General features: G+C 62.3%; 19 protein-coding genes. 5 read left to right on the top strand and 14 right to left on the bottom strand.

The window, feature by feature from the left end; translation table 11 throughout:
* Positions 1-126: 126 nt before the first annotated feature.
* From ABLU50_RS25785 to nasR, 6 genes are all read right to left on the bottom strand, one after another.
* Positions 127-2,733, bottom strand: a complete 2,607-nt coding sequence (locus tag ABLU50_RS25785; protein WP_087832202.1) for a nitrate reductase — start codon at positions 2,731-2,733, stop codon at positions 127-129.
* On the bottom strand, positions 2,733-6,800 hold the full coding sequence (gene nirB, locus ABLU50_RS25780; protein WP_087832201.1) for a nitrite reductase large subunit NirB: 4,068 nt from the start codon (positions 6,798-6,800) through the stop codon (positions 2,733-2,735). The genes ABLU50_RS25785 and nirB overlap by 1 nt, the downstream gene beginning before the upstream one ends.
* Positions 6,801-6,810: 10 nt before the next feature.
* Complete coding sequence (locus ABLU50_RS25775; RefSeq protein ID WP_004203195.1) at positions 6,811-7,599, bottom strand: ABC transporter ATP-binding protein; 789 nt, start codon at positions 7,597-7,599, stop codon at positions 6,811-6,813.
* Between the two features lie 9 nt (positions 7,600-7,608).
* Positions 7,609-8,493: a nitrate ABC transporter permease gene (ntrB, locus tag ABLU50_RS25770; protein WP_060656030.1), complete on the bottom strand. Its 885-nt coding sequence runs from the start codon at positions 8,491-8,493 to the stop codon at positions 7,609-7,611.
* Between the two features lies 1 nt (position 8,494).
* Positions 8,495-9,751, bottom strand: coding sequence for a CmpA/NrtA family ABC transporter substrate-binding protein (locus tag ABLU50_RS25765; protein ID WP_087832200.1), 1,257 nt, complete (start codon positions 9,749-9,751; stop codon positions 8,495-8,497).
* Positions 9,752-9,995: 244 nt separating this feature from the next.
* Positions 9,996-11,177, bottom strand: coding sequence for a nitrate regulatory protein NasR (gene nasR, locus ABLU50_RS25760; RefSeq protein WP_087832199.1), 1,182 nt, complete (start codon positions 11,175-11,177; stop codon positions 9,996-9,998).
* Between the two features lie 68 nt (positions 11,178-11,245).
* Between nasR and ABLU50_RS25755 the strand changes: the two genes are divergently transcribed.
* Positions 11,246-11,599, top strand: coding sequence for a DsrE/DsrF/TusD sulfur relay family protein (locus ABLU50_RS25755; protein WP_087832198.1), 354 nt, complete (start codon positions 11,246-11,248; stop codon positions 11,597-11,599).
* 238 nt (positions 11,600-11,837) lie between these two features.
* Complete coding sequence (locus ABLU50_RS25750) at positions 11,838-12,080, top strand: DUF1883 domain-containing protein (protein ID WP_002910387.1); 243 nt, start codon at positions 11,838-11,840, stop codon at positions 12,078-12,080.
* Between the two features lie 56 nt (positions 12,081-12,136).
* Here the strand turns inward: ABLU50_RS25750 and ABLU50_RS25745 are convergent, their stop codons facing one another.
* Both ABLU50_RS25745 and chaB read right to left on the bottom strand, forming a co-directional pair.
* Entirely contained in the window at positions 12,137-12,817 is a 681-nt protein-coding gene (locus ABLU50_RS25745) for a gamma-glutamylcyclotransferase (protein ID WP_004203203.1), read from the bottom strand.
* A gap of 136 nt (positions 12,818-12,953) precedes the next feature.
* The gene (chaB, locus tag ABLU50_RS25740; RefSeq protein WP_057215933.1) at positions 12,954-13,184 is read right to left on the bottom strand and encodes a putative cation transport regulator ChaB; all 231 of its coding nucleotides are present in this window, start codon (positions 13,182-13,184) and stop codon (positions 12,954-12,956) included.
* Between the two features lie 263 nt (positions 13,185-13,447).
* Between chaB and chaA the strand changes: the two genes are divergently transcribed.
* Positions 13,448-14,548, top strand: coding sequence for a sodium-potassium/proton antiporter ChaA (gene chaA / locus ABLU50_RS25735; RefSeq protein WP_004203207.1), 1,101 nt, complete (start codon positions 13,448-13,450; stop codon positions 14,546-14,548).
* 86 nt (positions 14,549-14,634) lie between these two features.
* Here chaA and kdsA read toward each other — a convergent pair whose 3' ends face one another.
* From kdsA to hemA, 6 genes are read right to left on the bottom strand one after another with little or no spacing between them, the layout of a single operon-like run.
* The gene (kdsA, locus tag ABLU50_RS25730) at positions 14,635-15,489 is read right to left on the bottom strand and encodes a 3-deoxy-8-phosphooctulonate synthase (protein WP_002910393.1); all 855 of its coding nucleotides are present in this window, start codon (positions 15,487-15,489) and stop codon (positions 14,635-14,637) included.
* A gap of 39 nt (positions 15,490-15,528) precedes the next feature.
* Entirely contained in the window at positions 15,529-16,341 is an 813-nt protein-coding gene (gene sirB1 / locus ABLU50_RS25725; RefSeq protein ID WP_017899847.1) for an invasion regulator SirB1, read from the bottom strand.
* A 3-nt stretch (positions 16,342-16,344) separates the two neighbouring features.
* Entirely contained in the window at positions 16,345-16,737 is a 393-nt protein-coding gene (gene sirB2, locus ABLU50_RS25720) for an invasion regulator SirB2 (RefSeq protein WP_008804389.1), read from the bottom strand.
* A complete protein-coding gene (prmC, locus tag ABLU50_RS25715) occupies positions 16,737-17,585 on the bottom strand; it encodes a peptide chain release factor N(5)-glutamine methyltransferase (RefSeq protein ID WP_017899848.1) in 849 nt (282 codons plus the stop codon). Before prmC ends, sirB2 begins: the two co-directional genes overlap by 1 nt.
* The gene (gene prfA, locus ABLU50_RS25710; RefSeq protein WP_004203214.1) at positions 17,585-18,667 is read right to left on the bottom strand and encodes a peptide chain release factor 1; all 1,083 of its coding nucleotides are present in this window, start codon (positions 18,665-18,667) and stop codon (positions 17,585-17,587) included. Before prfA ends, prmC begins: the two co-directional genes overlap by 1 nt.
* A 42-nt stretch (positions 18,668-18,709) precedes the next feature.
* The gene (hemA, locus tag ABLU50_RS25705) at positions 18,710-19,966 is read right to left on the bottom strand and encodes a glutamyl-tRNA reductase (protein WP_002910404.1); all 1,257 of its coding nucleotides are present in this window, start codon (positions 19,964-19,966) and stop codon (positions 18,710-18,712) included.
* Between the two features lie 271 nt (positions 19,967-20,237).
* Between hemA and lolB the strand changes: the two genes are divergently transcribed.
* The gene (lolB, locus tag ABLU50_RS25700) at positions 20,238-20,849 is read left to right on the top strand and encodes a lipoprotein insertase outer membrane protein LolB (protein ID WP_004203216.1); all 612 of its coding nucleotides are present in this window, start codon (positions 20,238-20,240) and stop codon (positions 20,847-20,849) included.
* Positions 20,849-21,697 carry a 4-(cytidine 5'-diphospho)-2-C-methyl-D-erythritol kinase gene (gene ispE / locus ABLU50_RS25695; RefSeq protein WP_176391515.1) on the top strand — a complete coding sequence of 283 codons (849 nt, stop codon included), beginning with the start codon at positions 20,849-20,851 and terminating at the stop codon, positions 21,695-21,697. The genes lolB and ispE overlap by 1 nt, the downstream gene beginning before the upstream one ends.
* Positions 21,698-21,714: the final 17 nt, after the last annotated feature.

Genomic DNA, 21,714 nt, shown 5'->3' with positions numbered 1-21,714 from the left:
AAAATTGGAAGATGGTTTTAGTTTATCGTTTTTTCCCCTCTCCCGCAGCCCTGAGGACAATTCCAGGAATATGCTGAAACCGGTTGGGCAATCTGTCGCCCAACCACAGAAGATATCGCCGCGCCGTTAGGCCCCGGCGCGGGCCGGTTGCGTCGCCAGCAGCGCGTTGAGCTCCGGCACGCAGGAGCCGCAGTTGGTCCCGCACTTCAGCCTGGCGCCCAAAGCCCCGACGCTGGCGCAGCCGCTGGCGATGGCCTCGCCGATCGCCCGCTCGCCGACCCCAAAGCAGCTGCAGACAATCCGCCCCGGCGGCGCGGCGGCAGCGTCCGGTCGGCCGCTGAGCAGCGCATGGCGCCGGGCGGCATCGGACGGCGGCGTGGCGAAGGCGGCGCTTACTCCCGCGCTATCCACCGCCGGCTCGCGCGCATCGCTCCACCAGCCCAGCATCAGCCTCCCCTGATGCCACGCCAGCAGGTTCCACACTGCGCCGCCGTCTGCTATCTGCAGCTGCCAGCCGCGCTGCTCGCACCAGACCCTGAGCCACTGGCGGGCTGACGCCTCCCCGGCCAGCGAGTAGTGCAGCACTCCTGTCGCCGCCCGCCGCCGCCAGTGCCAGGCCGCAGGAAATGGCAGCGGTTCGCGACAAAACAGTTCGCTGTGCCAGGCAGGCTGCCAGGCGGCGATGGCCACCGCCGCCTGTTTACTCTCCGGCTGGGCGGAATGCGGGTCCGTGACGGCGGCCAGCAGGTTATTCACCCGCCCCTGGCGGGCGAACTGATTGTTCCAGTGCATGGGGACAAACAGCGAGCCGAGGCGCTGGCCTTCGCTGATCGCCACTTTCGCCACCATCACCCCATGGCGCGACCAGATCCGCGCCAGCCCCTCGGCGACAAGCTGGTAACGAACGGCGTCCTGCGGCGCCACCTCCACCACCGGCTCCGCGATATGCTGCATCAGCCGCGGCACGGCACCGGTGCGGGTCATGGTGTGCCACTGATCGCGGATCCGCCCGCTGTTGAGGATCAGCGGATAAAAGACATCGGTTGCCGCCCGGGTCGGCTGAGGCGTCACCGGCACCATCCGCAACCGGCCATCGCGATGCCAGCCGCGCGTGACATCCAGGTCGGCGCGGCGGCGGCTGACCGGCCAGCGTACCGGCGCCAAGGCGTCCCACGCCTCGCGGCTGAGATCCGCCAGCGCGCCGATATCAAACGCCCGCTGGCCGTCGTTTTCGAAACCGGACAGCGCCGCATGCTCGCGGAAAACGTCATGCGGATGCTGCCAGGCAAACGCCTCGCGATATCCCAGCGCCTGCCCCACTCTGGCGATGATCCACCAGTCCGCTTTCGCCTCCCCCGGCGGCGGCAGAAAGCTGCGCTGACGGGAGATGCGCCGCTCCGAGTTGGTGACCGTGCCATTTTTCTCGCCCCAGGCCAGCGCCGGAAAACGGATGTGTGCGAAATGTCCGGTATCCGTCTCAGCGGCGACATCCGAGACGATCACCAGCGGACAGCCGGCCAGCGCCTGGCTCACCGCGTGGCTGTCGGGGAGGGACACCACCGGATTGGTGCCCATGATCCAGACCGCTTTCACCTCGCCGCGGCCGATGGCGGCAAACAGCTCCACGGCGGTCAACCCCGGAGTCTGCGCCAGCCGCTCGGTTCCCCAAAAGCGGGCCAGCCGCTGCAGATCGGCCGGCACAAAATCCATGTGCGCCGCCAGCATCGTCGCCAGCCCGCCGACTTCGCGCCCACCCATGGCGTTGGGTTGACCGGTCAGCGAAAAGGGGCCGCAGCCGCGGCGGCCATACTTTCCGCTAGCCAGATGGACGTTGATGATGGCATTACATTTGTCGCTGCCGCTGGCTGACTGGTTAATTCCCATGGTGTAGAGGGTGATGGCCCGCGGGGCGGCGATAAAATCGCGATAGAAACCCGCCACCTCATCGGCAGCCAGGCCGCAAAAATCAGCTACTTTCGCCACGTCCCAGCCACTCGCTTCGGCCAGCGCCTGCGCGCCATCGCGAAAACCGTCGACGCAGGCTCCAGCCTGCGCCAGGGCGTTAAGCAACCCCACGAACAGCCCGCCGTCACTTCCCGGCGCCAGCGCCAGATGGCGATCGGCGATCTCGCAGGTGGCGGTGCGTCGGGGATCGATCGCCACGATCTGCAACCGGGGATTGTCCCGCTTCGCCTGCGCCAGACGCTGGTACAGCACCGGATGCGCCCAGGCAGCGTTTGAGCCGACCAGCACCACCAGATCGCTGTTTTCCACATCCTCATAGCTACAGGGCACCACGTCGGCGCCAAAGGCCCGCTTGTAGCCGGTCACCGCCGACGACATGCATAGCCGCGAATTGGTGTCGATGTTCGCCGCGCCGATAAACCCCTTCATCAGCTTGTTGGCGGCATAGTAATCCTCGGTTAACAGCTGGCCGGAGGCGTAGAAGGCCACCGCCTGAGGGCCGTGCTGGTCGATAACCTGTTGCAGGCGAGAAGCGGTCTCCGCCAGCGCCTGAGGCCAGGTCACCTTCTGGCCGTCCACCTCCGGCGCCAGCAGCCGCCCCGCCAGGCCCGTGGTCTCCCCGAGGGCCGCCCCTTTGACGCACAGGCGGCCGAGGTTGGCCGGGTGCTGGTCGTCGCCGCGCACGCTCACCCGCCCCGCGTCATCTACGCTCGCCAGCACCCCACAGCCTACGCCGCAGTAGGGACAGGTCGTTCGGATGGTCTTCATCAGGAGGCCTCCGCTCGCGCCAACAGCTGCTGGCAGCCCACCCACACTTTGCCGTTTTCCACTTTCACCGGCCAGGCGCGCACCGCCTGTTCACCGCCGTCGCACGGCCAGCCGTCGCGCAGGCGAATCCGCTGTTTGTACAGCGGGGAGATCACCACCGGTTCCCCGCCGACGTCCCCTAGCAACCCCCGCGATAGCACGTTGGCCGCGCTGCCCGGCTCGCGGTTGTCCAGGGCATACACCCGATCGCCGAAGCGGAACAGGGCGATCTGCCGCTCGCCTAACCGGGCGCCGATCCCCGCCTGCGCCGGAATGGCGTCAAGGTCGCAAATCGCCTGCCACGGCCGGGATGGGAGTTCGCCTTCGGGCAACGCTTCAGCAGGCAACGGCTGCGGCTGACCGCGCAGATCGTGGCGCTGCACCGCCTCGTCGGGCTGGTCGCTGTTAACGAAGGAGCGGAACAGCGCCAGACGCTGAGGATCGTTGAGGGTGGTCTGCCACTCGCACTGGTAGCTGTCGACGATGCGGGCCATCTCCTGCTCCAGCTCCTCGCCAATGCCGAGGCTATCCTCCAGCACCACCTGCCGCAGGTAGGCGACGCCGCCCTCCAGGTTGTCCATCCAGGTGCTGGTGCGCTGCAGGCGGTCGGCGGTACGGATATAGAACATCAGCAGACGATCGATGCTGCGGATCAGCGTCGCTTCGTCGAGATCGCTGGCAAACAGGTCGGCGTGACGCGGTTTCATTCCGCCGTTGCCGCAGACGTACAGATTCCAGCCTTTGTCGGTGGCAATCACTCCGATATCTTTGCCCTGGGCTTCGGCGCACTCGCGGGTGCAGCCAGAGACCGCCATCTTGATCTTGTGCGGGGCGCGTAGCCCTTTATAGCGATGCTCAAGCCGCACCGCGAGCCCGGTGGAGTCCTGCACGCCGTAGCGACACCAGGTTGCGCCGACGCAGGACTTCACCGTGCGCAGCGACTTGCCATAGGCGTGGCCGGTTTCAAACCCGGCGTCGGCCAGCTCGCGCCAGATAGCCGGCAGCTGTTCCAGCCGCGCGCCAAACAGGTCGATGCGCTGGCCGCCGGTCACTTTGCTGTAGAGCTGATAACGTTTGGCGATCTGCCCGATGGCGATCAGCCCGTCCGGCGTCACTTCCCCCGCCGCCATCCGCGGCACCACCGAATAGGTTCCGTCCTTCTGAATGTTGGCGAAATAGCGATCGTTGGTATCCTGCAGCGGCAGGTGCGCCGGCTTCAGCAGGTATTCGTTCCAGCAGGAGGCCAGGACCGAGGCCACCAGCGGTTTACAAACCTCGCAGCCGTGCCCCTGGCCGTAGCGGCTAATCAGCTGCTCGAAGGTATGGATATGGTTGACCCGCACCAGGTGGTAGATCTCCTGGCGCGACCACGGGAAATGCTCGCAGACGTCTTTTTTCACTTCGACGCCCTGCGCCGCCAGCTGGTACTCCATCACCTGTTTCACTAGCGCGCTGCAGCCGCCGCAGCCGGTGGCTGCTCTGGTGCAGCTTTTTATCGCCGCCATATCCCCCGCGCCATTGTTCACCGCCTGGCAGATATCGCCTTTGCTGACGCTATGGCAGGAGCAGATCGGCGCGCTGTCCGGCAGCGCCGCGACGCCCAGCGCCTTCGGCGCGGCCCCCTCCAGCGCCGGCAGGATCAGGCTCTCCGGACGCGGCGGCAGCGCCATGCCGTTCAGCATCATCTGCAGCAGCGTGGCATAGTCGCTGGCGTCCCCCACCAGCACGCCGCCAAGCAGGGCTTTGCCGTCCTGACTGACGACGATTTTTTTGTAAACCTGCTGCGGACCGTCGGTCCATTGATAGCTCTGGCAGCCCGGCGTGCGCCCCTGCGCATCGCCAAACGAGGCCACGTCAACCCCCAGCAGCTTCAGTTTGGTGCTCATGTCGGCACCGCTAAAGCAGGCGTCCTCTCCTGCGAGGGTGGCTGCGGCGATGCGCGCCATCTGATAGCCCGGCGCCACCAGGCCGTAAATTTTATTATCCCACAGGGCGCATTCGCCTATCGCCAGCACGTCCGGGTCAGAGGTGCGGCACTGGCCATCAATGCCAATCCCCCCGCGCTCGCCGACCTGCAGCGCGCAGCCGCGGGCCAGCGCGTCCTGCGGGCGGATCCCCGCCGAGAAGACCACCATGTCGGTCAACAGCGTGCCACCGTCGGCAAAGTTCAGCCGCAGGCCGTCGGCCTCGCTCACGATGGCGGTGGTGGCTTTGCTGGTATGCACCCCCACGCCGAGGGCGACGATCTTCTCCCGCAGCATCGCCGCCCCGCCGTTATCCAGCTGGACGGCCATCAGGTTCGGGGCAAACTCCACCACGTGCGTCTCCAGCCCCAGCTGTTTCAGGGCGTTGGCGGCCTCCAGCCCGAGCAGGCCGCCACCGATCACCACCCCGCGCTTCGCCGCGGCGGCATGGGCGGCGATGCGGTCGAGATCGTCAAGGGTGCGATAGACAAAGCACCCGTCGAGATCGCTGCCAGGGACAGGCGGAACAAAGGGATAGGAGCCGGTCGCCAGCACCAGTTTATCCCAGTGGGTTTCATGTCCCTCGGCGTCCCGCACCAGCCGCGCGTCGCGGTCGATCGTCGCCACCGCCTTGCCGAGGCGGAGTTCGATGCCGTGCCGGTGAAAGAAATCATCGGCCACCAGCGACAGCGATTCGGCGCTGCGTCCGGCGAAATATTCGGAGAGGTGCACCCGGTCGTAGGCGGCGTAACGCTCTTCGCCAAACACCACGATACGATATTGCTCATGCAGGTTGCAGCTAACGCATTGTTCGAGAAAATGGTGGCCGACCATGCCATGTCCCACCAGCACTAATACAGGTTTCGTCATCGTCATTATTCCTGCAGCCTGCGGCTGCGTTGAAGAAGGGTCAAAAAGCCAGTCCGGGGTGGCGGGCTCGTCGCTTTCCAGGCGCGCGGTGAGCGCGGCGGCGGCAGTGCAGTCGCCCATCAGCAGCACGCCGCGCAGGCGGCCGTCGCGCAGCAGCAGGCGACGATAGTGGCGGTCGATGGGGTCCCAGCTGGTAAAAATGTCATCCTGTTCGCCGGCCTGCTGCTCGCCAGCGCTAAAGAGTTCAATGCCGGTGACCTTCAGGCGGGTGCCGGCGTCCTGCCAGACAAAGCCCGCGCCGGGGACGCCGCACAGGCGATCCGCCAGCACCTCGGCCTGGCGCAGGCAGGGAGCCACCAGCCCCCAGGTCTGGCCGTCAATTTCGCAACATTCGCCAATGGCGCTGATCCCCGGCAGCGAGGCGGCCATCTGGCGGTCAACCACGATCCCCCGCTGGCACAGCACGCCGGACTGCGCAGCCAGACGGCTGTTGGGCTGCACGCCGGTCGCCAGCACCACTCTGTTGGCGCGGAATACGCGCCCATCCGCCAGCCGCACGCCGTCGGCGTCGATGGCGGCGATCCGGCACTCCAGCACACAGCGAATGCCGCGCGCTTCAAGCTGCTGCCTGAGCTCATCGGCGGCAAAAGCGTCGGTCAGCGGCGCCATTAATCCGCTGCCGCGATGCAGAAGAGTGACCTCTCCGCCGTGACGACGCAGCGCCGCCGCCGCTTCCACCCCCAGCACCCCACCGCCAATCACCACTGCCGGGCCGGGTATCGCCAGAATACGCTCCACGTCCGCCAGGGTGCGGAAGGGCATAACCTGCGGACGATCAATGCCCGGCAGCGGCGGGATAAAGGGCCGCGAACCGGTGGCGAACACCAGCTCATCCCACGGCAGCCAGGTCTCCGCGATGCGCAGCCGCCGTTGCACAACATCGACTTCATCCACCGCCTCGCCAGACCGCAGGCACACCCCGTGCCGGGTGTACCACTCCGCCGGCAGCAACGGGAGCTGCGCCGCTGTTTTTTCGCCAGCCAGCAGCGGCGAGAGCTGGATGCGGTTATAGGCCGGGTGCGGCTCGTCGCCGACGACGGTAATGGCAAACCGCGCAGGGTCGCGCTCAACCAGCCGCTGCACCAGACGGGTGGCCGCCATGCCGTTACCGATCACCACCAGTCGCCGCGTCATGACCGCCTCCTTACGCCGCTTTCGGCTGTTTTTCATACAGGAAATGGAGGATCTGCTGGCGCAGATGGTGATACCGGCTGTCGTCCGCCAGCTGAACGCGGTGGCGCGGACGCGGCAGATCGACCGCGAGGATCTCGCCGACCGTCGCTGCCGGGCCGTTGGTCATCATCAGCACCCGGTCGGAGAGCAGCACCGCTTCATCAACGTCGTGGGTGATCATGACGATGGTGGTATTGAGCTCCTGCTGAATCTGCATCACCGTGTCCTGGAGGTGGGCGCGGGTCAGCGCGTCCAGAGCGCCGAAGGGCTCATCAAGCAGCAGCACTTTCGGCTTCATCGCCAGCGCCCGGGCGATACCCACCCGCTGCTTCATGCCGCCGGAGATCTCCCCGGGCCGTTTATGCAGCGCATGACCCATCTGCACGCGCGCGAGATTGTGTTCAATCCACTCCCGACGCTCATGCTTGCTCATGGTGCGACGGAACACCTGATCCACCGCCAGCGCCACATTGTCGAAACAGCTCAGCCACGGCAGCAGTGAGTGGTTCTGGAAAACCACCGCCCGCTCCGGCCCGGGACCGGCGATTTCCCGGTTATCACACAGTAGTCCGCCCTCGGTAGGGGTGGTGATCCCGGCGATCAGGTTTAGCAGAGTCGATTTTCCGCAACCCGAGTGGCCGATCAGGCTAATGGTCTCTCCTTCGACGATATCGAAGGAGACATTCTGCAGCGCCAGGAACTCGCCGCTGGCGGTGTTGAAACGTTGGCTGACGGCCTGCACCTGAATTAATGGTTTCATGTTGGCTCCTTATTTTTCCTGCCAGCTAAAGCGGCGGGCGAGCAGCATCAGGCCCTGCTCCAGCAGCAGGCCGACGACGCCGATAATGACGATGGCGATGATGATGTTTTCCACATTGAGGTTGTTCCACTCGTTCCAGATCCAGAAGCCGATCCCCAGCCCGCCGGTGAGCATTTCCGCCGCCACGATCACCAGCCAGGCGATGCCGATGGAGAGGCGCACGCCGGTGAGCACCGCCGGCAGCACCGCCGGAAAGAGAATTTTGCGCATCACCGTCCACTCCGAGAGCTGGAGGACGCGGGCGACGTTGAGATAGTCCTGCGGGATCCGCCGCACGCCTTCCGCGGTGTTGATCACCATCGGCCAGATGGAGCAGATAAAAATGGTCCAGCTGGAAGCCGGCTCCGCCTTCTGGAACAGCAGCAGGCCAATCGGCAGCCAGGCCAGCGGGCTGACCGGGCGCAGCAGAGCAATCAGCGGATTAAACATGCGGGCGAAGAACAGCGAACGGCCGATCAAAAACCCCAGCGGAATGCCCGCCAGCGCCGCCAGGCCGAAGCCCACCGCCACGCGCTGCAGAGAAGCCAGCACGTTCCAGCCGATGCCCATGTCATTCGGCCCGTCCTGATAGAACGGATCGGCAAACAGGGTCAGCGCCGAGTCCAGCGTGCTCAGCGGCGTGGGAAAGCCTTTGCTGTGCATCGCCGCCAGCTGCCAGGCCAGCAGCAGCACCCCCAGCCCCAGCAGCGGGGGCAGCAGGCGCTGGATGAGCTCACGCAGCCAGCGCGTGACGGTTGGCGTGGTGCGCCGGACCTGCACCGGCGGCAGGAGAATCAATTCGCCAGGCGCGTTCTCCACGCTGACGGCCGGTTGCTTACGTTGTGCCTGCTTCATCTCATGCCCCCTTACGTTGAATAGCGAAATGGCGGGCGTAGCCTTCCGGGTCGGACCCGTTCCAGACCGTACCGTCCATCAGTGTGCTGCTGCGCATCGTGGCTGCCGGCGCGCTGATCCCCCCTACCGCCTGGGCGGCAGCCTGCCAGACGTCGATGCGATTAATGCGCGACGCCACCGCGAGATAATCCGGAGCCTGTTTCAGCAGCCCCCAGCGACGAAACTGGGTGAGGAACCACATCCCGTCCGACAGCCAGGGGAAGCTCACCTCGCCCTCGGCGTAAAAGCGCATCGGATGGGGATCCTGCCAGCGGCGGCCGAGGCCGTTGTCATACTCCCCAAGCATCCGGCCGGTGAGGTACTGCTCTTTGGTATTGAGCCAGCCGCGTCTGGCGAGCAGGCGGGCCGTCTCCCGGGTGTTCTCCGGCGAGGCGGCGATCCAGCGCTGCGCCTCCATCAGGGCCGCCACCAGCGCGCGGGCGGTGTTCGGCTGGCGTTCCACCCAGTCGCGACGGGCGCCCAGCACCTTTTCCGGATGCTCGGGCCAGATATCCTGGGAAGTGGCCGCGGTGAAGCCGATACGGTCGTTTATGGCTCGGGCGTTCCACGGCTCGCCGACGCAAAAGCCGCTCATATTGCCGATGCGCATGTTCATCACCATCTGCGGCGGCGGCACCACGACAGCGCGCACATCGTTAAAGGGATCGATGCCGGCGCTCGCCAGCCAGTAGTAGAGCCACATAGCATGGGTGCCGGTGGGAAAGGTATGGGCGAAGGTGTAGCTGCCCGGCGCGCTGCGGTCGATCAGCCGCTTCAGACCGCCGAGGTCGGTCACCCCTTTCTCCTGCAGTTCGCTGGAGAGGGTGATGGCCTGACCATTGCGGTTGAGGGTCATCAGATTGGCCATCGCCTGCGGCTTGCTGGCGATCCCCAGTTCAAGTCCGTACAGCAGGCCATAGAGAATATGCGCCGCGTCCAGTTCACCGGCCATCAGCTTGTCGCGCACCGCCGCCCAGCTGGCCTCCTTACTCGGCGCCAGGGTAATGCCATATTTTTTGTCAAACCCCTTCGCCGCAGCGATGGCCAGCGGCGCGCAGTCGGTCAGCGGAATAAACCCGACCCGCACGGTGGTCTGCTCCGGTCTGTCCGAGCCGCCGGCCCACGCGGCCTGCATCACGCCCGGCAGCAGCATCGCGCCGCCCAGCGCGGCCCCTGCCTGCAGCAAGCGCCGCCGTGAAATTGAAAATTTATCGCTCATATCCGCTCCACACGCGCAAAAAAAAAGCGCCCGACAGTGCATACGCACTGCAGGACGCCTTTATCCACGGACACCCGAACCGCCATTGGTTCGTCGCCCGGACTTTTATTCACTCACTATAACTAATGCAAAGAGGATGCCAGCTTTAGCAATGGCGCACTGGCGGGCTTTTCCTTTCGCCCGGGTCGGTTTGTCAGGCAAAAGTGCACCGCCGACAGGCAGCAAATGCCCATCGGTTGTGCATCTACTCCTTTGGGGTTACTGGCCAGATCGCTTTCACCATCAGCAGCGCGCGGGCTATCTCAACCATCCGCTGATTCTTGTCCATGGCCATCTTGCGCAGCGTCTGCCAGGCCTGCTCCTCCGGCATCCCCTGGTGTGTCATCAGCAGGCTTTTCGCTTTTTCGATCAGCTTGCGTTCCTCGAGTGCGTCTTTCAGCGAAGCCAGCTGGCTGGAGAGCTGCTGCAGCTCATAGGCCTGCTGGCGCACCAGCGGCAGCAGCTGTTTATCCAGCCGCGGCGTCACGCTGTCGCTCTCCTCCCCGGCCAGCCAGCCAGGCGCGTCGTCTTCTAACAGCGCGTCGGTGGCGTCCAGCAGATCGTCGATCAGTTGCTCTTCCACTTCGCGCAGTTGCTCAAGCCGCTGGGTCTGCAGGCCGAACCAGCGCAGCGCCGTTTCCCCACCATCCGCCGCCGGCTGGCGGGTGCAGGCGATCCGCCGTAGCTGCTCTATGTCCAGACCGGCCTGACACTGGGTAGTAAACAGCTGGACGGTCGCCGGGCTGCCCAGCGCCTGGAAGCTGTCGAAGCAGGGCTGCTGACCGTCAATACGGTCCACCAGCTGCTGACGCAGGCTGTCGCTGAACTCGCCGCGGGTAAAGCCCAATGCTCCCAGCGCGCGCTCCTGGCCCACCAATTCTTTTCCCTGCATAAAGCTGTACAGGGCGACCATACGCCCGGCAACCGGCGGGTCGTCAATGCTGTCATTGAGCTGCGGGACGATATTCAGCAGATGGCGGATAATACGGCTGAACTGCTCCGTCGCGGCTTCAGCGGCTACCTGCCGGCGGCTGACCTGCTCACGCAGCGCCGGGAGCTGCGTCAGATCGCCTACCGCCCGGGCGATGCGCCAGCACAGCGCGCTGCCGGCAACCGCGCGCGCCCGTTCGAGGACGGCATAGAACAAGGCCAGCCGCTCATCAACCAGCGCCCCACCCGCCCGACACTCCGCCGCGTACAGCTGGCCGCCCGAGCAAAGAAAAATATTCGACGCCCCGCGCTCGCACTGCAGCATATGCACCAGCGCGCTGAGCTGACTTGCCAGCTCGCCTAGCCGGGCTAGTTGCTGAAGCTGTTGTTTTTGCAGGCGGCGCGCCAGCTGCAGCCAGGCCGTCGCCTCGTCCGCGTGACCAGTCGTATTATTCATACCCCTCCTCCGGGTTAACGCTTTATACTGCGGTAAAGCAATAACCGTGCCTTTAAGAAGGAGTTTGTATGCAACGTATTGTGATTATCGCCAACGGCGCCGCCTACGGCAGCGAGTCCCTGTTCAACAGCCTGCGCCTGGCCATTGCCCTGCGCGAACAGCAGTCCGACCTCGACCTCAAGCTGTTTTTGATGTCCGACGCCGTCACCGCCGGGCTGCGCGGGCAGAAGCCGGCGGAAGGCTATAATGTGCAGCAGATGCTGGAGATCCTCACCGCCCAGCAGGTTCCCGTGAAGCTGTGCAAGACCTGCGCGGACGGCCGCGGGGTCAGCGCACTGCCGTTGGTTGACGGGGTGGAGGTTGGCACTCTCGTTGAGCTGGCCCAGTGGACCATGGCGGCAGATAAAGTGCTGACCTTCTGAATCTGGGGTGCCGAACGGCAGGAAATATCAGGTTTCGCCACCTGAAGAGGCGAAAAAAATGTTAGCTGAATGCTTTCAGGAACAACGTCATTTTTGTTTAATCTTTATCCCTTTTTTTGATCAAAATCAGCATCCCGACCCGCGCCGTTTGGTGTGATGCACAGAGCAAAGTGTGAACAATATCACGCGAGGACTGGGTGGGCAGGATGCTGTAGCAGGACAGAAACGGGGTACAAAAATGGCGATGGTAAAAGCAAGTTTGACGTTGTTTGGCGGTGACACGCTGGTGGTGCGGTGCTCAGAGCGCTGCCATATTCATCTGATGAGCGCGAAGGTCCCTGGCGACAGCCATGCGGATATTCTGAGCGTGCAGGATCGGGACAGCGCCTATCTGACGGTGCCCTACAGCGGCACCTGGAACGTGCTTATCGACAGTCACAGCCAGTCACTGGAGCACTCCATCAGCTACGTGCCAGCCTGACCGTCACTGACAGAACACCCGCCCGGCCATGCCGGGCGTTTTTCTTTCCCGCGCGCTCAGGCCAGCCCTGGCGTCGGGCTCTCGCCCAACAGCGCGCGGACGCTGGCCACCAGATCATCAAGACTGGCGTCGTGCATCCCGAGCTTACTTAACGCCTGTTCCAGCGAAAACAGGTACTGGGCGTTGGTCCCGAGCGGCCCGCTGGCCCGGGCGATCAGCGGAGCGATGACCTGGGCGCTGGTATCCGGCTCAAACAGCGGATGACGCGGATCCATAATAAACACCAAAGCATTTACCGTTCGCCCGTCGTCCAGCTCCAGCTTGCACCAGGTGGGCAGATAGCAGCCGGTGATCATCTCCCGTTTCCACAGCAGAGTCAGCTCTTCTTCCAGCGTGTCGTCCGGCAGACGATAAGCGACGCCGGTAGTCCGGCCGCCCTCTTTCAGAGCCAGCATGCGTCCCGGCTGGCAGGCGCTCCCGCGCCCGGCGGTCAACCGCAGGCAAAACGCGCGGTGCCAGCCCGGCAGCGTGCCGGTGCAGGACTCGCGATAATTGAGCGCCGGGTTCCAGATAAGCGAACCGTAGCCAAAGATCCATACTGAGCCATCATCCGGGCGGCAGGCCAGCGTCGCCGCCAGCGAGGCTGCGCGTTGTTCTGCCGACCAGAGTAGCGATTCCTCAATAGCGCCAAACGCTGTCTTACAATCCGCATTCATCAAGAAATCACGAGTTAACACTGTTTACTACCTCCGCCACTGCCCGCTTCCCGGCGTTCGTCTCATGCATCCGTCAATATTGCTGAAATATTATCCAGCTTTATCTTTCAATAAGCAATCAGCGGGGCGCTGGCAAGCGTAAAAGCGGCGTCAGCAATTATTTTTTCTTATGCCACTTATCGTCATCGCCTTTCTCGTAGCTGTTCTTCACCGCCGCCCAGGCGACTTTGTGTGCCGTCTCTTCGCGGCTGGCGTCATCGCGCCGCTCGTCTTTATCCTTATATTGATCCCAGGCGCTGTTAAACGCTTCTTTATAAATTTCCTGCGCATGGGCAGGCAGAACATGCTTAACGCTGTCGGGGAGCTCTTGTTTACTGTGATAGGGCATTATGGCCTCCTGTTTGAGCATAAAGTTTAAGTCTGGAACGCAGGCGGCAGGCTATCAAGCCGATGATGAGTTAAAAATGAATTTTAGTAATTATCTGAATATTAATAATAAAAATAGAGTAATCGCAAATTATAATAAACTAATCAAGATATCTCTCGATACCCGTAAACTTAAGTAAAAATCCAGCAGCAATTTAGCAAAATCTGTTACTTTATCGCCCTGCGTTTTTATAATTATAACACCTGCATAAATGGAGATGGTTCATGACCCATGCACATGAGGCGGTAAAAACCCGCCATAAGGAGTCCTCCCTCGTCTTTCCGGTGCTAGCGCTGGCGGTGCTGTTTTTCTGGGGCAGCAGCCAGTCACTGCCAGTGGTTATCGCGATTAACATCCTCGCGCTGGTCGGTATTTTAAGCAGCGCCTTCAGCGTGGTCCGCCACGCCGACGTCCTCGCCCACCGCCTGGGCGAACCCTATGGCTCCCTGATCCTGAGCCTGTCGGTGGTTATCCTTGAGGTCAGTCTGATCTCGGCGTTAATGGCCACCGGCGACGCCGCGCCGACCCTGATGCGTGACACGCTCTACTCCATCATTATGATCGTCACCGGCGGTCTGGTCGGTTTTTCCCTGCTGCTGGGCGGGCGTAAATTCGCCACCCAATATATGAATCTGTTCGGCATTAAGCAGTATCTTATCGCCCTGTTTCCGCTGGCGATTATCGTGCTGGTGTTTCCCATGGCGCTGCCGGGCGCGAACTTTAGCACCGGGCAATCGCTTCTGGTGGCGGTGATTTCGGCGGCCATGTACGGTGTTTTCCTGCTTATTCAGACCAAAACCCATCAGAGTCTGTTTGTTTATGAGCATGAAGACGACGGCGACGATGACGACCCGCACCACGGTAAACCGTCCGCCCACAGCAGCGGGTGGCATACCGCCTGGCTGCTGGTGCACCTGGTGGCGGTTATCGCCGTCACGAAAATGAACGCCAACCCGCTGGAAACGCTGTTGACCAGCATGAACGCCCCGGTGGCCTTTACCGGCTTCCTGGTAGCCCTGCTGATCCTGTCGCCGGAAGGCCTTGGCGCGCTCAAAGCGGTGCTCAACAATCAGGTACAGCGGGCGATGAACCTGTTCTTCGGCTCCGTGCTGGCCACCATCTCACTGACGGTCCCGGTAGTCACCCTCATCGCCTTCCTGACCGGCAATGAGCTGCGCTTTGGCCTTGGCGCGCCGGAGATGGTGGTGATGGTCGCCTCGCTGGTGCTGTGCCATATCTCCTTCTCCACCGGACGCACCAATGTGCTGAACGGCGCGGCCCATCTGGCGCTTTTCGCCGCCTACCTGATGACCATTTTCGCCTGACCTCGCTTCCCCGCCCGGCGGAGTCCGGGCGAAAAAAAACCTGCCGGTTTTGACGCCGGCAGGCTTTTTAACTGATGAGGTCAGGCTTACTTGCTGGTATCCAGCTCGTCGAAGCTTTTCACCAGATCGTCAATCGCTTTCATCTGCTTGAGGAACGGCTCCAGTTTATCCAGCGGCAGCGCGGACGGGCCGTCGCATTTCGCGTGGTCCGGATCCGGATGCGCTTCGATAAACAGACCGGCGATACCTACCGCCATACCGGCGCGGGCCAGCTCGCTCACCTGCGCACGGCGACCGCCGGAGGCAGCGCCAAACGGGTCGCGGCACTGCAGCGCGTGGGTGACGTCGAAGATAACCGGTGAGTTGTTGGAGGCTTTCTTCATCACGCCGAAGCCAAGCATATCCACGACCAGGTTGTCGTAACCAAAGTTAGCGCCGCGGTCGCAGAGGATCACTTTGTCGTTACCACCCTCGATGAACTTATCGACGATGTTGCCCATCTGGCCCGGGCTGACGAACTGCGGTTTCTTGACGTTGATCACCGCCCCGGTTTTGGCCATCGCTTCCACCAGGTCCGTCTGGCGCGCGAGGAAGGCGGGAAGCTGGATCACGTCCACGACGTCAGCCACCGGCTGCGCCTGGCTGGCTTCATGAACGTCGGTGATGATTTTCACGCCAAAGGTCTGCTTCAGCTCCTGGAAAATCTTCATCCCTTCTTCCAGACCCGGCCCACGATAGGAGTGGATGGAGGAACGGTTGGCTTTATCAAAGGAGGCTTTGAAGACGTAGGGGATGCCGAGCTTCTGCGTAACGGTGACGTAATGTTCGCAGATACGCATCGCCAGGTCGCGTGACTCCAGCACGTTCATCCCGCCGAACAGCACGAACGGCAGGTCGTTCGCTACGTTGATATCACCAATGCTAACCACTTTTTGTTTCATAAGTTCGCCTTATCAGGGTGTAACCGGAATGGTTCCAGACTAATGCAATGTAATTTGTTTGTGCGAAATCGTGTTGATTTGTGCGCGGATCATCTCGCTAATCGGATCCTCCGGACATTGCTCGACAAAATAGCTCAGGTCCAGCAGCGCCACGTGATCGCAATCCAGCTGGGCATATATCAGCCCGCGGTCGCGGATCTCATACGGGTCTTCCGGGTTAAACTGCAGCAGCGCTTCGCTGGCGCGCAGGGCCAGCTCCATCTGCCGCTCTTCCATCAGCGCCGACTTCAGGGTGTCCAGCAGCTTGCGGATCACCTCGGCGTTATCCGCTTCGTCGAGATCTTCATTAAACAGTTCCGCTACCGGCCCGATGTTGCCCTTCAGCCATACCTCCAGAGTATGTTCGTCAAGGGTTTCGCCATTGAACGGATTAATCAGCCACATCTCTTCGCTGGTTTCCGGGTCCGCACGCAGCAGCATCTGGGTCGGGAAGATCACCGGCACCACCGGCAGCCCCAGACGCTGGGCGATCCACAGCAGGATCGCGCCTAACGACACCGCGCTCCCCTGACGGTTGACCAGCACTTTATCCAGCCAAAGCGCGTCGGAAAGACGATAAACGCCCTGCGAGGCGCCAAAGCCCCACTCCTCGTAAAACAGCGCCAGCAGGCGTTCTATCTGGCGTTCCTGGTCCCACGAAGGCGCAATCTCCTCCTGCGCGAGGCGCAGCAGCCGCTGCAGCTCTTCCTCGACAAAACGCGTCGGAAAATCGTCGCGAACCTGTTCAGAAATGAGGACCATGCCATCACACAATGGCGCTTTGTTAAATTCGAAATCCGCTAATGACCCCATGACCTACCCCAGTATCGGTATTCTTGTGATGGCGAGTTGAATGATGATAAACAACACCACCAGCGCCAGCAGGAACGCGATAAAGCGGCTCTGCTGGCTGCGCGGACGACGACGGCCCAGCGCGATAAAACCTAATGCGATATAAATGATAACGCCAAACAGCTTTTCAGTCAGCCATGCGCCGTCTTCTGTGAACGGCAGGTAGTGCGTTATCGCCATTAATCCCGCACCGCTGAGAAATAGCAGCGTATCGCTGCAGTGCGGCGCAATTCGCACCCACCGCTGGTTCAGCAGCGGGCTCTGGTGATACATCCACCAGTAACGTAAAACGAACAATCCTACCGACACCACCACGCTGGCGATGTGCAGATAGAGGACAGCCGTGAATAAGTTCATCAGCCAACGTTCTCCATGTCGGGTAAACGTCCGAGGGTCAGACGCTCATTGTCGCCATAGTCGCGACAGGTCGCGACGTCCAGATAGCCCGCTTCGCGGAACAGCGCGCGCACCGCTTCGCCCTGGGTCCAGCCATGCTCCAGCAGCATCCAGCCGCCGGGCTGCAGATACTGCCGCCCCTCGCGGATAATCTGCGCCAGATCGGCCAGCCCCTCATCGCCCGCCACCAGCGCCGTTAGCGGCTCAAAGCGCACATCGCCCTCGGCGAGATGCGGGTCTGCAGCGTCGATATAGGGGGGATTGCTGACGATCATGGCGAAACGCTGCCCGGCCAGCGCGGCAAACCAGTCGCTTTGCCGTATCGTCACGTTAGCGATGCCCAGATGGGCGGCATTACGCAACGCCAGCGCCACGGCGTCCGGCATGACGTCCACCGCGGTGATCTCACAGTCCGGACGCTCGCTGGCCAGCGCCAGGGCAATGGCGCCGGTCCCGGTGCCGAGGTCGAGAATACGGCACGGCGCGACGGGCAGACGCGCCAGCGCCTGCTCTACCAGACATTCGGTATCCGGGCGGGGGATCAGCGTCGCCGGGGAGACAAACAGCGGCAGCGACCAGAACTCCCGCTGCCCGACCAGATGGGCGATGGGCTCCCCGCGCTGGCGTCGCTGCAGGAGCGCCTCCAGCGTCGTCGCCTCGTCAGCGGAGAGCGTCGTTTCGCCGAAGGCCAGGATCCAGGTGCGCGCCCGGCCGGTGACGTGTCCCAGCAGGATCTCGGCGTCGCGTCGCGGACTGTCGCTCTCCGCCAGGCGGGCGATTGCCTGCTGCAGCCAGGCCTGAAAGGTCATCATTCCTGCTCGGACAGCGCCGCCAGCTGATCGGCCTGGTGTTCCTGGACAATCGGCTCAATCAGCATGTCGAGTTTGCCCTCCATCGCCTCATCCAGACGGTAAAGGGTCAGGTTGATGCGGTGGTCGGTCACGCGGCCCTGTGGGAAATTGTAGGTACGGTTGCGATCGCTGCGGTCGCCGCTGCCCAGCAGGTTGCGGCGCGTGGAGGCTTCCGCCTGCTGACGCTTGGCCACTTCGGCGGCGCGGATCCGCGCACCCAGCACCGACAGCGCCTTGGCTTTGTTTTTATGCTGAGAACGTTCGTCCTGACACTCCACCACGATGCCGGTGGGCAGGTGGGTAATACGGATCGCCGAGTCGGTGGTGTTAACGTGCTGCCCGCCCGCGCCGGAGGAGCGGAAGGTATCGATGCGCAGATCCGCCGGGTTGATATCCGGCATTTCCGCCTCCGGCAGCTCCGGCATCACCGCCACCGTACAGGCGGAGGTGTGGATACGCCCCTGCGACTCGGTGGCCGGCACGCGCTGCACACGATGACCGCCGGATTCAAATTTGAGCCGGCCGTAGACGCCGTCGCCGCTGATCTTGGCGATCACCTCTTTAAAGCCGCCGTGTTCACCTTCGTTGGCGCTGAGGATCTCCACCTGCCAGCGGCGCGATTCCGCGTAACGGGTGTACATGCGGAACAGATCGCCGGCAAACAGCGCCGCTTCGTCGCCGCCGGTCCCGGCGCGTACTTCCACGAAGGCGTTACGCTCGTCATCGGGATCTTTCGGCAGGAGCAGGACCTGCAGCTGTTGCTCCAGCTGTTCGCCTTTATCTTTGGCGTCCCGCAGCTCTTCCTGCGCCATTTCGCGCATTTCCGGATCGTCGAGCATCATCTGTGCGGTTTCAATATCCTCCTGCACCTGACGCCAGTCGGTATAGCAGCGCGCCACATCGCTCAGTTGAGCATACTCCCGCGACAGCGCGCGGAATTTATCCTGATCGGCAATCGTCGCGGCATCGCCGAGCAGCGCCTGCACTTCTTCGTGGCGCTCGTACAACGCTTCCAGTTTGGCAACAATAGAAGACTTCATAGGCGTGAATTCACCCTGTCCTGAAAATAAGAGAAAGGTGCGCTATTCCAGCCCGAGGCTGTTGCGCAGAATATGCAGGCGTTCGTCGTCCCCGTCACGGGCGGCCTGCTGAAGAGATTTGGTTGGCGCATGGATCAGGCGGTTGGTGAGCTTACGCGCCAGATCCTGCATAATTTCCTGGGCATCGCCGCCCTGCTCCAGCGCGGCCAGCGCCTTCGCCGTCAGCTCCTCACGGACCTGCTCAGACTGCGAACGGTACTCACGAATGGTCTCGCTGGCGCTCTGCGCGCGCAGCCAGGCCATAAATTCGCTGGTCTCCTGCTCGACGATCGATTCCGCCTGCACCGCCGCGGCCTTACGCTGCGCCAGGTTATGCTGAATGATGTTTTGCAGATCGTCGACGCTGTAGAGGTAGGCGTTAGCCAGTTTACCGACCTCCGGTTCGACGTCGCGCGGGACGGCGATATCCACCAGCAGCATCGGCTGGTTACGCCGCGCCTTGAGCGCGCGCTCCACCATGCCTTTGCCGATGATCGGCAGCGGACTAGCGGTGGAGCTGATAATGATGTCGGCCTCTTTCAGCCGTTCGTCGATATCGCTAAGGGCAATCACCTCGGCGCCCACTTCTTCCGCTAGCGCCTGGGCGCGTTCACGAGTGCGGTTGGCGATCACCATTTTGCGCACGTGATGTTCGCGAAGATGACGCGCCACCAGTTCGATGGTTTCACCGGCGCCGACCAGCAGCACCGTCACGCTCGACAAGGATTCAAAGATTTGCCGCGCCAGGGTACAGGCGGCGAAGGCGACGGAAACGGCGCTGGCGCCGATATCGGTTTCGGTACGCACGCGCTTGGCCACCGAGAACGATTTCTGGAACATCCGCTCCAGTTCGCTCACGTTGAGGTGGCCGCGGCTGGAATCGGCGAAGGCTTTTTTCACCTGACCGAGGATCTGCGGTTCGCCCAGCACCAGCGAATCAAGGCCGCTGGCGACGCGCATCAGATGGCTGACGGCGTCGTTATCCTGGTGCCAGTAGAGGCTTTTACGCAGGTCTTCTTCATTGAGGCCGTGGTAATTGCACAGCCAGCGGATCAGCGCTTCCTGCAGGTTATCCTGCTCTTCGACGCTGAGATAGAGTTCCGTGCGATTGCAGGTCGACAGCACCACTCCACCCTGCACCATCGGCTGTGCCAGCAAGCTCTCCAGCGCCTTATCGAGCGTTTCCGGCGAAAACGTGACGCGTTCTCGCAGGGCGACCGGAGCTGTTTTGTGATTGATGCCAAGAGCTAAAAGGGTCATTGTGAGGGAGTAGTACCAGCGTTGCTAAGGTTAGTCTGAGTGCATCATACAGGATGCGCGTAATCAATAAAAGAGAGGCTCCCCTTTTGGAGTAATAGCCAAAGCAAGACCGCCATTAAGGTTAATTTTTTGATTTCAGACAACTTGAACGTAGACGCTATCGCCCGGCGACGCTAGCATTAAGGGTTATAAATGTAACCTGCTACACAAATCGGCCCGCTGTTCCCCTGCCGCCGGATTTCACTGTAGACATCAAGGATTTGTCATCATTATGAATCGACTGTTCCGCCTGCTGCCGCTGGCCAGCCTCGTCCTGACCGCTTGTTCTGTTCATACCCCCCAGGGGCCTGGCAAAAGCCCGGATTCGCCGCAGTGGCGCCAGCACCAGCAGGCTGTTCGCAGCCTCAACCAGTTCCAGACCCGCGGGGCGTTTGCCTATCTCTCCGACGAGCAAAAAGTCTATGCCCGCTTCTTCTGGCAGCAAACCGGTCAGGACCGCTATCGCCTGCTGCTAACTAACCCGCTGGGCAGCACCGAGCTGTCGCTGACAGCGCAGCCGGGCAGCGTGCAGCTGATCGACAACAAAGGCCAGACCTATACCGCCACCGATGCCGAAGAGATGATTGGCCGCCTGACCGGGATGCCGATCCCGCTGAACAGCCTGCGCCAGTGGATCATCGGCCTGCCGGGTGACGCCACCGACTATTCGCTGGACGATCGGTACCGTCTGCGCGAACTGAACTACACGCAAAACGGCAAAACCTGGCACGTCACCTACGGCGGCTACACCACCGATACCCAGCCAGCCCTGCCGTCTAATGTCGAGCTAAACAATGGCGCCCAGCGCATCAAGCTGAAGATGGATAACTGGATCGTGAAATGATGAGCCGCTGGCCCTCACCTGCAAAACTGAATCTGTTCTTATATATCACCGGCCAGCGGGCCGACGGTTACCACACCCTGCAGACGCTGTTTCAGTTCCTCGACTATGGCGATACGCTGGCCATCGAACCGCGCGCTGACGGCGAACTGCGTCTGCTGACGCCGGTGGCCGGTGTACCGGATGAAGAAAATCTGATTATTCGCGCCGCGCGTCTGTTGATGCGCGCCGCCGGCGAAAGCGGCCGCCTGCCGACGGGCAGCGGCGCTGATATCAGTATCGATAAACGCCTGCCGATGGGCGGCGGCCTGGGTGGCGGCTCGTCCAATGCCGCCACCGTGCTGGTGGCGCTTAACCATCTCTGGGGCTGCGGGCTTTCGGAAGATGAGCTGGCGACCCTTGGCCTGCAGCTGGGGGCCGATGTGCCGGTCTTCGTGCGCGGCCATGCCGCCTTTGCCGAGGGAGTGGGTGAAATTCTCACGCCGGTGGACCCCGAGGAAAAATGGTACCTGGTGGCTCATCCAGGCGTCAGTATTCCGACGCCGATCATTTTTCGCGACCCGGAGCTACCACGAAATACCCCGCGCCGGTCAATTAATACGTTATTAAATTGTGAATTCAGCAACGATTGCGAGCTTATCGCAAGAAAACGTTTTCGCGAGGTTGATGCCGCGCTTTCCTGGCTGTTAGAATATGCGCCGTCACGCCTGACCGGCACAGGGGCCTGTGTGTTTGCTGAATTTAACACCGAATCCGCTGCCCGTCAGGTGCTGGACACTGCCCCGGCATGGCTAAATGGCTTTGTGGCGCGCGGAGTCAATCTCTCGCCGCTCAAGCAGGCCCTGCTCTGATTCCTGCGCTGTGATGG

It is taken from the genome of Klebsiella sp. GG_Kp173, assembly GCF_040062415.1.
GTDB lineage: Bacteria > Pseudomonadota > Gammaproteobacteria > Enterobacterales > Enterobacteriaceae > Klebsiella > Klebsiella quasipneumoniae.
This window is presented reverse-complemented; position numbering and strand designations above follow the sequence as displayed.